The 14,384-nt window shown below is 45.0% G+C and carries 14 protein-coding genes; 8 read left to right on the top strand and 6 right to left on the bottom strand.

Annotated features, from left to right (window positions below; genetic code table 11):
* Nucleotides 1-22: 22 nt before the first annotated feature.
* Nucleotides 23-1,771, bottom strand: coding sequence for an ABC transporter ATP-binding protein (locus PWYN_RS21620; RefSeq protein ID WP_036656168.1), 1,749 nt, complete (start codon nt 1,769-1,771; stop codon nt 23-25).
* 443 nt (nt 1,772-2,214) lie between these two features.
* On the opposite strand from PWYN_RS21620, the gene PWYN_RS21615 reads away from it, so the two are divergent.
* Complete coding sequence (locus tag PWYN_RS21615) at nt 2,215-2,523, top strand: HesB/YadR/YfhF family protein (RefSeq protein ID WP_036656164.1); 309 nt, start codon at nt 2,215-2,217, stop codon at nt 2,521-2,523.
* A gap of 86 nt (nt 2,524-2,609) precedes the next feature.
* Here the strand turns inward: PWYN_RS21615 and PWYN_RS21610 are convergent, their stop codons facing one another.
* Nucleotides 2,610-3,131 (bottom strand): hypothetical protein, encoded by a 522-nt coding sequence (locus tag PWYN_RS21610; protein WP_036656161.1) that lies wholly within the window; start codon nt 3,129-3,131, stop codon nt 2,610-2,612.
* Between the two features lie 123 nt (nt 3,132-3,254).
* On the opposite strand from PWYN_RS21610, the gene PWYN_RS21605 reads away from it, so the two are divergent.
* Nucleotides 3,255-5,006 carry an ABC transporter ATP-binding protein gene (locus PWYN_RS21605; RefSeq protein ID WP_036656158.1) on the top strand — a complete coding sequence of 584 codons (1,752 nt, stop codon included), beginning with the start codon at nt 3,255-3,257 and terminating at the stop codon, nt 5,004-5,006.
* 116 nt (nt 5,007-5,122) lie between these two features.
* Here PWYN_RS21605 and PWYN_RS21600 read toward each other — a convergent pair whose 3' ends face one another.
* Both PWYN_RS21600 and PWYN_RS21595 read right to left on the bottom strand, forming a co-directional pair.
* On the bottom strand, nt 5,123-5,566 hold the full coding sequence (locus PWYN_RS21600) for a DUF441 domain-containing protein (RefSeq protein ID WP_036656155.1): 444 nt from the start codon (nt 5,564-5,566) through the stop codon (nt 5,123-5,125).
* Nucleotide 5,567: 1 nt separating this feature from the next.
* A complete protein-coding gene (locus PWYN_RS21595) occupies nt 5,568-6,572 on the bottom strand; it encodes a YpdA family putative bacillithiol disulfide reductase (RefSeq protein WP_036656151.1) in 1,005 nt (334 codons plus the stop codon).
* A gap of 218 nt (nt 6,573-6,790) precedes the next feature.
* Between PWYN_RS21595 and PWYN_RS21590 the strand changes: the two genes are divergently transcribed.
* The 5 genes from PWYN_RS21590 (at nt 6,791) to PWYN_RS29675 (ending at nt 10,898) form a co-directional block, all read left to right on the top strand.
* Nucleotides 6,791-7,387 carry a DUF2087 domain-containing protein gene (locus PWYN_RS21590; protein WP_036656147.1) on the top strand — a complete coding sequence of 199 codons (597 nt, stop codon included), beginning with the start codon at nt 6,791-6,793 and terminating at the stop codon, nt 7,385-7,387.
* 119 nt (nt 7,388-7,506) lie between these two features.
* Nucleotides 7,507-7,962, top strand: a complete 456-nt coding sequence (locus tag PWYN_RS21585) for a DUF3939 domain-containing protein (protein ID WP_036656142.1) — start codon at nt 7,507-7,509, stop codon at nt 7,960-7,962.
* A 155-nt stretch (nt 7,963-8,117) separates the two neighbouring features.
* Nucleotides 8,118-8,789, top strand: coding sequence for an HAD family hydrolase (locus PWYN_RS21580; RefSeq protein ID WP_036656138.1), 672 nt, complete (start codon nt 8,118-8,120; stop codon nt 8,787-8,789).
* A 451-nt stretch (nt 8,790-9,240) separates the two neighbouring features.
* Nucleotides 9,241-10,332 carry a ribosome small subunit-dependent GTPase A gene (gene rsgA / locus PWYN_RS21575; protein ID WP_036656134.1) on the top strand — a complete coding sequence of 364 codons (1,092 nt, stop codon included), beginning with the start codon at nt 9,241-9,243 and terminating at the stop codon, nt 10,330-10,332.
* 428 nt (nt 10,333-10,760) lie between these two features.
* A complete protein-coding gene (locus PWYN_RS29675; RefSeq protein ID WP_169744142.1) occupies nt 10,761-10,898 on the top strand; it encodes a hypothetical protein in 138 nt (45 codons plus the stop codon).
* Nucleotides 10,899-10,923: 25 nt separating this feature from the next.
* On the opposite strand, the gene PWYN_RS30120 is transcribed toward PWYN_RS29675, so the two are convergent.
* Both PWYN_RS30120 and PWYN_RS21565 read right to left on the bottom strand, forming a co-directional pair.
* Entirely contained in the window at nt 10,924-11,163 is a 240-nt protein-coding gene (locus PWYN_RS30120; protein ID WP_036656131.1) for a hypothetical protein, read from the bottom strand.
* A gap of 98 nt (nt 11,164-11,261) precedes the next feature.
* The gene (locus tag PWYN_RS21565; protein WP_052088262.1) at nt 11,262-12,980 is read right to left on the bottom strand and encodes an alpha-amylase family glycosyl hydrolase; all 1,719 of its coding nucleotides are present in this window, start codon (nt 12,978-12,980) and stop codon (nt 11,262-11,264) included.
* A gap of 364 nt (nt 12,981-13,344) precedes the next feature.
* On the opposite strand from PWYN_RS21565, the gene PWYN_RS21560 reads away from it, so the two are divergent.
* Nucleotides 13,345-14,364: an ABC transporter substrate-binding protein gene (locus PWYN_RS21560; RefSeq protein ID WP_036656128.1), complete on the top strand. Its 1,020-nt coding sequence runs from the start codon at nt 13,345-13,347 to the stop codon at nt 14,362-14,364.
* The last annotated feature ends 20 nt before the right edge of the window (nt 14,365-14,384 follow it).

Genomic DNA, 14,384 nt, shown 5'->3' with positions numbered 1-14,384 from the left:
CACCCCCTAAAAGTTTGCTGGATTAGTCATTTGATAAGTTATTCTCCACCTGCTGACGATCATATTGCTCACGGTACCAGCCATTTAGATCTAACAGCTCTTGGTGGGTACCTCGTTCTGTAATAACTCCATTATCCAACACAACAATTTGATCGGCATGCTCAATGGCAGAAAGTCGGTGGGTGGAGATCAGAGTTGTCTTTCCGGCCCGTTGACTGCGGATGTTCTCAATAATACGGGCTTCTGTACGTGCATCGACCGCTGAAAGCGCATCGTCAAGGATCAGAATATCAGGATTGGAGATAAATGCCCGCGAGAGGGAGACACGTTGTTTTTGTCCGCCAGAGAGGGAAACGCCCCGTTCCCCAACTAAAGTATCCAATCCATCGGATAATGTACCGAGATCACTTTGGAAGGCCGCTGTGGTGATGGCTTCCATAATCCGGTCGTCATTGGCATCCTCATAACCAAATTGAATATTCTGACGGACGGTTTTGGAGAAGAGGATCTGCTCCTGAGGTACGTAACCCATCCAGCTATGCAATCGGTCTAGGGTAATATGTTCAATCGGCACACCGGAGATCAATATATCGCCGGAACCTGTCGGATATTCATGAAGCAGCTGCTTCAACAGCGTTGATTTTCCGCTGCCGGTACGGCCTACAATACCAAGCGTCTCGCCCTGGGATAGGGACAAGCTAACATTGCTTAGATTATCAACGGTTGAGGTCGGGTAGCGGAAGGTGACCTGATTCATCTCAATACGGGTTGGGCTAGTAACTTCAGTCGGATGTGCTACATCCATCACGTCGGGTTTGGTGTTTGTTGTGTCATCAATACGCTCGAGTGATGCACCGCCGCGCTGCATAATATTAATCAGCTCACCGATGGCGAACATAGGCCATACAATCATTCCGAGATACATATTGAAGGAAACGAGATCGCCTAACGTAATCTGATTGCGGAAGACGAGGTAAATCCCGTAGGTGAGACCGATGATGTAACTCATCCCGACACATAAGCGAATGGTGGGTTCGAAAAAGGCATCGACACGGGCCACGGCCATATTTTTACGATATACATCTTCCGTAATGTCCGAGAATCGCTTCTCATCCAATCGTTCCTGAACATACGCGCGGATAACACGCACACCCGATACAGATTCGAGTACCTGATCATTCATATCCCCGAAGGCGTCCTGTGCAAGACTATACCGGTCATGAATAGCTCTGCCATAGAAAATCATAGCTACTGCGATTAGCGGAAGAGGCAATACTGCTGCCAGTGTCAGCTTCCAGCTAACTAGAAAACCCATTGCCAGAAGTACGACTGAGAGAAATATGGTGGAGTCCACTAGGGTCAACATACCGAAACCTACGGTAGCTGAAACTGCGCGAATATCATTCGTTGCCCGGGCCATTAAATCACCGGTGCGGTTGCGCTCGAAGAACGAAGGGGTCATCGACATCAAATGATTCATAAACCGGGATCGCAGGAGGCGTTCCACGAGATTGGAGCCGCCGAATAGTTTATGCATCCATATGTACGTGATCCAGTAGATCGTAAGCAGCATGACAACGATCATGACAATATACTTGGTTAACGAAACAGCTGTAATCGAACCGCTCACAATTTCGTCTATGGCATTACCTAAGAGACGGGGAGGGAGAAGCTCCAGCACGCCGGCTGCAATTAGTAAGACAAGACCAATAACATAACGTCTTTTTTCCCGGCGAAAGAACCATCCGAGATTTTTCAGAACAGAGAACAAGTAAATCCCTTCTTTCGGATTAATTTTTCATGTGGTTAGCTCTAAGGCATGCAAAAAGGCATATCATCCGAAAACGGACGATATGCCTATAATTAGAGACTATCATGCGCACGGCGCTAAGCAGCACCTGGCATGGAATAAACTTTCATGATCTAAAGTGATGCGATTGAAGTAAATCGCAAGTGCTTCAGGAAGGTTTCACCACATGGGCTGCTTCGGTATTTGGTTGTGTGTAGTTGAGGACAATAGTAAAGTATTGGTTCATTACTGGATTAAACACCGCGCTCACCCTTTCGTTAATTTGGTAATAACTTGAAGACCTAAGTTATGTTCAGAGTTTATCACTGAGTCTGAGATTTTGTCAATTGGAATTTTAGGATGATCTCATTTGGTAAAAATCAATTTTTTAAGTATGATGTAGGGACACAAAGGAGTGGAGAGCCATGAGTATCGATATCAGTAAAGAAGCTGCCTCTTGGTTTAAAAGGGAGGTTGGGGTTACAGACGGAGGTTATATTCGATTATTTCCCCGTTATAGTTCAGGTGGTGGATTGCATCCTGGGTTCTCGCTCGGTATAGCCATAGAACCACCGGCACGTCCGAGAATTGAGACGACGCAAGAAGGCATTGTGTTCTATATAGAGGAGCAGGACCTCTGGTACATGGAGGGTTACGGACTTTCTGTGGTATACTCAGAGGCCGAGGATGATATAGAGTATAAATACGAGGCAAAGACTACTGCCGGCGATTAATTGGATTTACTACAACAATAAAAGCCCTTGCGATAAGCATGGGCTTTCCTAATGTACAGCGCCGAACAGACCACAACGGTTCATTTCTAATGATCGGTGAGAGAGCTGCGTGTGCCTTCTTCCATGGCAAAATCAAAATCATCAATATCGTACACTTGAACGGGAACTTCGCCCTCGATAATACGCTGAATAAGTTCGAACTGATCCGTTAAAATAGGCATTTTCTCGCGCTGAGAGGTCAGCAGAAGCTCTGTTTCAATCGGATCGAACGTTTCCCCGTATTGTGCCGAATCCATGCTGTTGATGATGACCATTTGCGCCTGTCCGCCAAGCAGAATGGTAGCGCTTTTTGCCCAAGGCATGGCTAGACAGCGGTTGATTTTTTTCTTATTCAAAGGCTCTTCGAAGTAATTGATTAGTTCTTTGATTTTACCTTTGACATGTGCATCATCTTCCGGGAAATTCATCAGCGGTTCTTCGCTGTCTTGCAGTTCGTACAGTTCGAGCACACTCGTATATGGCACAATATATTCTACAGGGCTTCGCGGTACAAGAAGCTGGCCGTAAATTGCCATCATGACGGCTTCCGTCACAAATTGTCTGGACATCGTTATCCTCCTGAGGTTACGGTACTACTATAGTCTAAAAGACTTAAAATTATAAAAACACTGTATAGAGCAAAAGTCAATAATTGTTGTGTGCATGGTTCAAGGAAAGGATAGAACAAAACAGTGAAACAATGGAAATCCTATTTTATTTTCGTACGCCCTTACATGAAATTAATTATACTGACACTGTTCATTGGTATGATCAAATTCAGCATTCCGTTAACCCTGCCCATGATTATGAAATATGTGGTGGATGATCTTTTATTGAACCCACAAATGACCGCCCAGGACCGTGTGTCTCAGCTGATGCTCATTTTGGGGGGAGCCCTTATTTTATTTGTAGTTATAAGAGGTCCGGTAGAGTATTACCGCCAGTATTTTGCCCAACTTATCACAAGCAGAGTATTATTCGATATGCGAAATAAGCTTTATGGACATATGCAGCGGTTGTCGTTGCGTTACTACCAGAACACCAAAGTGGGGGAGGCCATCTCCCGGTTCATCAATGACGTGGAGCAGACCAAGAATCTGGTAGAAGTCGGGATGATGAACGTGTGGCTCGATATGTTCACTCTTCTTTTCGCGCTGGCGTTTATGGTTTACCTGAATCCAGTGCTCGCACTCGTCTCGATTGCAATTCTGCCTTTGTATGGGATTGCTGTCAATACTCTGTATAAGCGGCTTAAAATATTGACCAAAGACCGTTCGGCAGCACTTGCTGGCATTCAGGGATATCTGCATGAGCGGATCCAAGGGATAGCTGTCATCCGAAGTTTCACAATGGAACGGGTTGACCAGAAGAAATTTGAAGGCATCAACGGCAACTTTCTGGATAAAGCCATGGCCCAGACACGCTGGAATGCTTTCACCTTCGCAATTATTAACACTCTGACTGATATTGCTCCACTGCTGGTTATCGGTTACGGGGGCTATCAGGTTATCCACGGTAATTTAACTTTGGGGACGTTCATTGCCTTCTTTGGTTACCTGGATAGAATGTATGCGCCTCTACGCCGTTTAATTAACTCTTCAACGGTGTTAACGCAAGCCTCGGCATCTCTGGAACGAGTGCTAGAGCTGTTAGAGGAGCCTTACGATATTGTTGACGAACCAGGGGCAAGACCGCTTGTAGGAGCGACTGGATCCATTGAATTTGAAAATGTATGGTTCAAATATAACGATGAGAACGAATGGGTGCTGAAGAATATTTCTTTGGAAATCAAGCCAGGGCAGACCGTCGCATTTGTGGGCATGAGCGGCGGGGGGAAGTCGTCGCTAATTAGTTTGATTCCGCGATTTTATGACATTCAGGAAGGCAGTCTTAAAATGGATGGACAAGATATTAAAGGCTTGACTCAGGAGAGTCTGCGACGAGCCGTTGGAATGGTTCTGCAGGATAACTTTTTGTTCAGCGGGTCGGTACGCGACAATATACTATTCGGGAATCCGCATGCTTCAGAACAGGAGATCATTTCCGCAGCACAAGCAGCCAACGCTCATGACTTTATTGAGATGCTGCCGCAAGGTTATGATACCGAGGTCGGTGAGCGCGGGGTGAAGCTGTCAGGGGGGCAGAAGCAGCGCGTGGCTATTGCCCGAGTGTTCCTAAAAGATCCGAAGGTGCTTATCTTGGACGAAGCTACTTCAGCATTAGATCTGGAATCGGAGCATCTAATCCAACAATCGCTGCAATCCCTTTCCTCACAGCGTACTACGCTTATTGTAGCTCATCGCTTATCAACGATAACGCATGCAGATCAGATTATTGTCATCGAGAACGGAGAAATAACAGAACAGGGCACGCATGATGAACTAATGTTGTTAAAAGAAGGCAGCTATGCCCGATTATTCAATGTTCAGCGGCTGGATGGTTAAGAGAATCCATCACATTTCGGTGTTTTTAGTTGCACGAAGTACACTTAAACATGACCATGCCTTTGATTTTAGTGAAACGAAGGGGTCATCTCATCCGAGATGATCCATTTTTACGTTCACAGTCTGCCAATCAGTAGCGACAGGATGCCAGCGGCAATTAGCGGACCAACAGGTACTCCTTTGAATAAGGCGACTCCAATGACAGTGCCGATCAGGAGACCTGCCACAATCGTAGGCTGGCTGCCCATCAATACGGCTCCGCGACCGCCGAGATAGGCCACGAGGATGCCGATCGCTATAGCCAAAAGGGACTTCCAGTGAAGGAAGGATTGTCCAACAGTTTGAAGAGAGATTTTACCGCTGGCCAGTGGAGTCATTACCCCAATCGTGAGGATGATAATGCCGATGGTTAGGCCATTCTTTTCGAGCCAAGGAAAAGCCTGCTGCAATCCCAATACACGCAATAGGAGCAGGAACACCATCGCTATCGTTACAGGTGAATTTCTGCTAATAACACCAAGGGCGGCGAGTCCGAGCAATAGTAATGATGTCACGTCCATCTTAGTGATCCATCTCCTTTACCCCGGTCATCTGTTTAGACGCAATATGATCTGCTATCAGCTTGCCGTGACCACGCCCGGATTCAATAAACACTTCGTTCGCATTTCGTCCGGAGGCAATAACCCCAGCCACATAGAGACCCGGAATGTCGCTCTCCATGGTTTCGGGATGAAACGCAGGTTTGTCCATATCATCATCCATGGCGACACCTGCTGAAGTGAGTAGAACCCTACTCGGGCGGAAGCCGGTTAAGGCGAGCACAAAATCATTGTCCAGTGAAGTCTTTGACCCATCCTTTGAGGTGATAATTACAGAGTCCACCGTAATTTCAGTGACCCGTGATTGAAGATGCAGAGTGATTTTATCTTTCTTGACCATACTTTCAAAAATAGGGCGTACCCAAGGCTTGATATTGTCTGAAATTCGATCTCCATGGTACACCATATCCACAGAGGCACCCACACGCATAAGCTCCAATGCTGCATCTACAGCAGAATTGCTGCCTCCAATTACAGTAACCTTCATACCCGTATAAGGATGGGCTTCACCGAAATAGTGGGTCACTTTGGGCAACTCTTCACCGGGAATTCCGATTAGATTAGGCTGGTCAAAATACCCAGTTGCGATAACGACATTTGCTGCATAGTGGACCTTTTGTTCTCCCCGTAAGTTCGAGGTATGTACAGAAAAGCTTCCGTCCTCCTGAGGCTCTACCTTTAACGCTTCCTCATAGGCTGCAATTTCCAGACCATACTGCTGGGCTGCACGGCGATAATAGACCAGCGCTTCGTGACGGAAAGGCTTCTCATTAGGTGAGGTAAAAGGGACGTTGCCGATTTCAAGCAATTCTGTGGTGCTGAAGAATTGCATGTTCGTTGGATACAAATAAATAGAGTGTACAATGAAGTTCTTTTCTATGATAAGGCTGGATAAGCCTTGTCGCTGGCATTCTATAGCGGCGGATAGCCCGCAGGGTCCGGCTCCGATAATGATTACATCTTTCATATGGCTGCATACCTCCCAGTTAAATGGTGTCACTTCCTACTCTGCTGTCGTAAAGGCGTTATAGTAAATCCTACTCCAATTTCGGTTTTTTTTCCAGAATGCCCATATTTGCCGCTGAGCGGTTGTTGAACTATATTAACTATGATAAAATTAGATACATATCTAATCAGTTTAGTTCTGATGTTTCTGCTTAACATCTACTGAAGGAGTGTTCCCTATTGCAGCTTGATAAAATTGTTGCCTACCACAAAGCGTTGGCTGATCCTACGCGGCTGCGTCTCTTATTGCTTCTTTCCAAAGGAGAGATGCACGGTCAGGCGCTTGCTGAACGATTGAGTTTATCCCAGCCAACAGTTACTCACCATGCATCGAGGCTAAGGGAAGCAGCGCTGATTAAGGAGCGGCGAGACAAAAATACGGTGTATTTTATGCTGAATCCAGAATTTATCAAGCAAAACGCTGAGGCATCGCTACAGTTTATTTTTGCTAAAGGAGAAGAGACTATGGAAGAGAAGAACACAGATAATAGTCTGAAGGAAACGGTAACTCGCAATTTTTTCTCTAAAGATGGGAGACTACGGCAAATTCCCGCACAATACAAAAAAAAGCTGATTGCTCTTCAGCATATCGTTGAAAAGCTTGAGCCCGGTGTAGTGTACACCGAAAAAGAAATCAATGAATTCATAAAGCTATTCCATGACGATTTTGCAACCATTCGCCGTGAGTTCATCATGCATCAATTTATGTACCGAGAAAATGAGAAATATGAGCTTAACCCCCGCGAGGTGTGGACTCACTGGCAACATGTCAAATAATGGACTTGAAAATAGGGATTATTTATGACGTTCCAATTAATACTGATTAAAAACTCAGAAAACGAATAAACTGGAATTGTAAGCGTTATCTGAATATACTTCGAAAGGAGACCTTCAGTATGATATTCAAACGTGCCAAAAAGGATCCCGCTCCACAAAATGTAAAGGTCACACTGCCGCAAATCAAGCAGGCGATCAGAAAGTTCGAGGAAGAGATGCCCTCGCCCATAAATCGTACGGTACTCATGCTTGAAGACAAAAGTATAGATCTTAACCGTCTGAAACGTTATCTGGGCGGGGTTTCGGATCAGAAATTCTATATGTCGCGGGAAACCTTTGAGATTTTTGCGGAAGAAGACAAGCTTGTTCCTTATTATCTAGACATGGTTCAATCCGCCGTGGATAACTACATTAATGATACTGGCAAGCTGCCTTTACTGGAAGATGCATGGCTTCCTGAGGTCCATTATCGTCTATTATCCACGGAACGCTATTTGAAGGAGACTCCACCTTTTCCGCTTTATATAACGGATGAGGAAATGATGTTGACGCATAGGAGTGATCATTTTCAATAAGAAATCCATAAGGATACTATCTTCGTTAAAGACTGTCCTGTAAAAGGGGAAGGCAATTTCCTTTTTCCAGAACGGTCTTTTCTTTGTTCCAAAAGGCATAGTACAATAAGTTCTGAGGTTTCAAATTACAGTTCGCATTTAAGGGGAATCAGGGTATGAAGGAAGTACAAGCCTTATTATTTGATCTTGATAATACGTTGATGGATCGCGATTATACCTTTCGCAGCTTCAGCACGCAATTCGTGCAGGATTTATTGGGGCATTTGGAGCCTGAAGCTGCAGGGCAGGTTGTAGAGGAAATGATTCTAAGAGATGCTGACGGTTATCGGGACAAGGATGGGTTCTTCGAGGAGTTGAGTCAGGTCTTGCCTTGGCAGACCCCTGTAACTGCTGCAGATATACGTGCTTATTACGATGAGAAATACGCAGGACACGGAGCCATGATGAAACATGCGGAGACTATTCTCAATTACTGCAGGGATAGAGGCTATATTCTCGGGCTCGTCACGAACGGCAAAAAGGATATTCAGCACGCAAAAATAGATCTGTTAAGTCTTCGTCACCACTTTAAGGATATCGTGATCTCGGCGGAGGTAGGCATCAGTAAACCAGACCCGGAAATTTATCAGCTGGCCCTGGAACGTCTTGGCGTTGATGCTTCACACACCCTTTTCATTGGGGATCATCCGGTCAACGATATTTGGGGGGCTGGAAAGGCTGGGATGGAAGGAATATGGCTTCGCAGGAATCATGTCTGGGATGATCATCTGGATATTCGCCCTTGGAAAATTATTAATGAGCTGGATGAGCTTAAGGAAATATTGTAATGGTATAAAATACATTTGCAGTTGACATCATTCTGTGATCCGTTTATGATGGCATCATAATATTCTGGAAGGAGACGATGTGATATGACAGTTTATACAGGAGCGACCTTATCGGTAATAACTGTTATTAATACGTGTCTTCCGGGGAACAGCGGCTGCAGACTTTAAGGAACGCAGCTTAGCAGGTATGCTCATTTATGCCTTTTAGAGCCGCCGGGGACCGTAGGGTTCCGGCGGCTTTTTTGCATGCATAGATATTCTGCATCCATACTGCAGTTATATCTATGTATGTCTATATCACCATGGGTTCTGATGAAATTTTCAGGACACTAAGGTGTTATTTGCCGCCGGAGCTTGAACTCCGGCGGTTTTTTGTGTGCCCGGAATACGCAGATACAGGGAATGAATGGAATTGCAAGATGGATGAAACAACATTCTAGGAGGGTATTCATTGAGTATAGAACAATATGGCTGGAACCAAAGCTGGTCCAGCAAGTGGAGTCAAATAGAAAGTAATAATAACGAGGATAAAGGCTTGGTACCTGGGCGGATTGTCGGTGACTTCGGCAGTAAATTTCGAGTCATGACCGAAGCTGGAGAGATTTGGGGTGAGTTGGCAGGTAAACTGCGATTTGAGCTAAGTCATTCCGGAGGCTATCCCGCGATTGGCGATTGGGTTGCGCTTACCCTTCTGGATGCGGGCGATCATGCTATCGTCCACTGTGTCGTTCCAAGGCACAGTGTCATTTCCAGGCAAGCCGCAGGGAATGTGACAGCCGAACAGATCATTGCGGCGAACGTCGATACCTTATTTCTAGTCAGCGCTTTGAATGACGATTACAATGTCAGAAGAATGGAAAGATACCTGATCATGGCTTGGAATAGCGGGGCGAGTCCGGTAATACTGCTGACTAAAGCGGATTTATGTCTCGATTCAGAGCGGAAAATTGCTGAAATGGAACGGGTTGCACCCGGGGTAGCTGTTCACGCCGTAAGCGCCTTGGAGGATAATGGACGGGACTCGCTCATGCCTTATATCGGCAAGGGTCAGACCGTAGCTTTAACAGGTTCATCAGGCTGCGGCAAGTCTACGCTGGTGAACTGGCTCTGCGGTAAGCCGGTACAGCGTACTCAAGACGTTAGAGAGGGTGACAGCCGCGGACGTCATACAACAACCCATCGTGAGCTGTTTGTTATGCCGGCAGGAGGCATTATTGTCGATACGCCCGGGATGCGGGAACTGCAGTTATGGAATGATGACGGGGGTCTCGACCTGGCTTTCGGGGATATCATACTCTTGGCATCAGGATGCCGGTTCAGTGACTGCCGTCACGAGCAAGAAGAGGGATGTGCCGTACTGGAAGCCGTGCGAACAGGGGAACTGGAGGAAAAACGCATACTGAACTACCGTAGAACGCAGCGCGAATTGTTGTACCAAAGTGTAAAAGAGGAAAAGGCAAAGCGTAAAAACGTGTCTCAATCCAAGGTAACCGCTTCTCGTTCAGGCAGAAAAGGCTGGCGCAAGGAAATAGAAGAGTTGTAAGGGCCATTAGAATCTAAAAAAACAAGACTTCCCTGATTTCATTAAAGAACGGGAGGTCTTGTTTATTTCCTACCTGATATAAATGGGTACAATCTTAAAATCAGAGGTTGACTTTATGAGCGAACAGAGCGGAGGGTCGGAGGGATTCTGGAGAAACGGCAGTGTTCGCCTTTAAAGCCCGATTTTAACCTATAATTCATTTTACAATCCAGAAATCAGGCTTTAACAGCGATCGCAAGATCCCTCCGAACCCGTAGCGGTTTGTTTCACAAACGGTCAATCACTGATTTTGGTTTTGAGCCAATAAATTTATCGTTTTTAATTCACGTTTAGACGTTTAAAAGAGAAAAAACCCGGTTAAATAGGGGATACATGGAAATAGGAAATCATTTCCTGTAAAAGCCAGTTACTAAAAAGGAGCGATTGATATGTCCATTGACCGGTTTATTATCAAGAAGCTGGATAACTGTCATGAGGAACATACGCGGCTGAATTTAGTGAAGCTTTTCAAATTACGGATTCAAAAGGCGGAAAAAGCGGAGAAGAGCAATCCTAAAACAGGTTAAAATAAACAAAAAAAAGCTACCCCTCTTAATAGAGGGATAGCGCTAATGAATCATTTTCACTATAACTGTGCAATATAGCTTCCGAGCCTTTAATTTCGATACTAATCAGAGAATTCAAACATTTCTTCAGGGCGCTTTTGCCCTTTTGAATTTTGAGATCCAAGGTGCTAGTAAGCAATCGAAGTACTTTTTGAGTGGGCTGTTTATTTTCTGTTGTAAAATACACAGGTACAGACTTGTTCTGAAACGTTATGACCATTCTCATTGAAATCACCTCGCTAAAAGTATTTCATATTCAAATAGTACCCCTCATTTCTTAATTTTACCTTAAAATTAGCTTATGATAACATAAAGATTGCTAGATTAAGGCTGAAGAATAACCGTAGAATAGGGAGGAAGTGTGATTTCTTCTCCATTTAGAGCTGCTGATTTAGATAAATCCTTCAAGATAGCCGTATAATTTCCGTCATTTCCTTTTGCAGTAAGCTTCATATGCTGCTCTTGACCGCTAAGATTGTGAACGACTAATACTCGTTCTTTGGTCGTTAAACGTTCAAAGGCAGTAATACTGGAATTCCCGGAGGCATAATCCCGGATATTTCCATTCTGCAGAGCAGGCACTTCATTCCGAACGGCGATCAAATCTCGATAATTTTGCAGTAGTGATGCTCCCTTGCTATTCTGAATGTCCACACTGCTTGAATCTGAACCCTCGTTGTTGCTTCTGTTTTCCCAAGTGGTTTGCCCCTTACCGGTACCTTCTGCATACCAACCCATAGGTTCCCGAATGCCTTCATCCGGTTTCACACCCAGCATCCCGATTTCTTCTCCATAATAAATGAAAGGATTCCCAGGTAAAGTTAGTAGCAGTGCCGCCGCCATTTTGGCATGGTTAGGGTCGTCGTCCAGTTGGCTCATCACCCGATTCTGATCATGATTCGTTAGAAAAATAGCATCGGTAAAAGCACCGTCTGAAATTTTGGAATACAGCTTGTAGGTTCGCTCCAAGGTATATGCAATGCCGCTGTCCTTTTCACTTTTGGCGGATTGGAGCAGCGATTCTGCCAGTCCAAAGTTGAAGCCGGAATCAAATGCCTGATTCAAATACGCACCAACAGACACGGCTGAATTTTCCCACACCTCACCTACAATATAAGCTTCGGGGTTAACCTCACTCATTGCTTTACGGAAATCCTGCCACCAGGCCACATTTTTGGAGGTTGTGGCTTCACTTTTGTCGCTCGATAGATCTTCATAAATATGCTTGGCTGCATCCAGCCGGAAACCGTCAATGCCTTTTTCCAGCCAAAAACGACCGATATCCTTCATCTCACTGCGTACCTCTGGATTGTCGAAATTAAGATCGGGCATACCGTCCCAAAAAATTCCTAGATAATGGCTCCCCAACACGGAGTGCCATGGATCTCCACTCCCTGATGCGCTGGTTCCCTTTACCGGACGGTTCTGATCTTCTGCCCAAACATACCAATCCCTGAAATCTCCATCCTTGTTTTTGGCAGAGTCTATAAACCATGGATGGGACTTGCTCGTATGATTAACCACTAGGTCCATAATGACCTTAATACCCCGCTTATGTGCTTCCTCAACCAACACCTGTAAATCTTCAAGCGTTCCGTAATCAGGGTTCACTGCGCGATAATCCGTGACATCATATCCGTGATAGCTTGGAGAAGGGTTAATGGGCATCAGCCAAATCCCACCCACGCCAAGATCATTCTTTGTATCTGAATTTCCGTCATTTAAATAATCCAGCTTTTCGGTAATTCCTCGCAGATCACCGATTCCATCTCCATTCGAGTCATAGAAGGAACGGACGAATATCTCATAAAAAACGGTCGACGGCTGTTCATCAATTACACTACTACTGGGCTCGCTTGGTGACTTAGATGTCTCCGCTGGACTTGGTGCAGGTGAGGCACTTTGTGAAGGTAACGGTGATAGACTTGTTGTTGTACCTTCAGAGTCTGAAGAGCAGCCGATTAGAATACTTAATGTTAAAGCGACTGCCGTTAAGGACTGAAGTGGGCGGTATTTATGTATAGTGGATAGGTTGGGCTTCATACAGTGTTTCCTCCTAAGTTTATAAAATGAAGTAAGCGCTTTTTTATTCATCTTACAGGAAAAGAACCTTTTTGTTAAAACGTTTGCACAACTCAAAAATAAGTGAATTAGATGATAATATACGAATTAGGGAGTATATATACATATTTACATTGGTTTCCTTTTAATTACTTTGAAATACTCCTAATTTCGCATATATGATGTAATAGTTAACCTCCAAAGCAAAAAGAATGGGTTGAATTTACGCCAAGAATAGGACAAATCTATGTGCAAACGATTCACTCTCCTGATCTTAACCTTTCTATGGACGTCGGCATATGATTTATAGAGGGTATTGAAAGCTGATGATAAAGGAGAATGAAGGATGAATAGAAGAAGAAAAGCTGCGGTTTTCTTCCTGATGATCGGAATGTGTTTTTCTATTCTTGCGGGCTGCGGCGGGGATTCTACAGTCAAAGTTAAAATCGGTGAGGTCACTCGTTCTGTATTTTATGCGCCTGAATATGTTGCTCTTACGCAGGGCTTCTTCAAGGATGAGGGGTTGGAGGTGGAACTGCAGACGATTCCGGGCGGAGATAAGACTATGACAGCACTGCTGTCAGGTGCGATTGATGTTGCATTGGTAGGCTCCGAAACCTCTATTTATGTATATCAGCAAGGGGCTGATGATCCTGTCATCAATTTTGCACAGCTTACACAAAGAGACGGGACATTCTTGTTCGCCCGAAAAGCGGACGGGACTTTCAACTGGGACCAAGTGAAAGGGTCAACTTTCCTCGGGCAAAGAAAAGGCGGTATGCCGCAGATGGCAGGTGCTTTTACCTTGCTCCAGAAAGGGATCGATCCTGCGAAGGATATAACGCTGATTCAGAATATCGACTTTGCGAATATCGCAGGAGCCTATGCATCGGGAACAGGGGATTACGTCCAGCTTTTCGAGCCGCAGGCTTCGATCTTCGAACGTGAAGGTCGGGGGACGGTCGTAGCTTCCTTCGGGGTAGAGAGCGGCTATTTGCCGTATACGGTATTCATGTCTAAGGACAGCTATATCTCCAAAAACGGGGACACGGTACAAAAGTTCACCAATGCCATTCAACGGGCGCAGCTGTGGGTTAAAGGCCATAGCCCGGAGGAAATTGCTACTGCAATCATGCCATACTTCGAAAAAACGGAGAAAGATATCGTTGTATCGGTTGTAAAACGGTATAAAGATCAGGATACCTATGCTACTAATCCGACAGTGGATGACAAGGAATGGAACAATTTATTGGATGTGATGGATAACGCAGGAGAGTTGAAGGCACGCGTACCGTCCGAAAAAATTGTCAACAACACCTTCGCGGAAAAAGCTCAGAAAGATATTAAGGACGACACTGCAAAGTAAGTCGAACATGAAAACATATT

Origin of the sequence: Paenibacillus wynnii (assembly GCF_000757885.1) — a bacterium.
Lineage (GTDB): Bacteria > Bacillota > Bacilli > Paenibacillales > Paenibacillaceae > Paenibacillus_AQ > Paenibacillus_AQ wynnii.
This window is presented reverse-complemented; position numbering and strand designations above follow the sequence as displayed.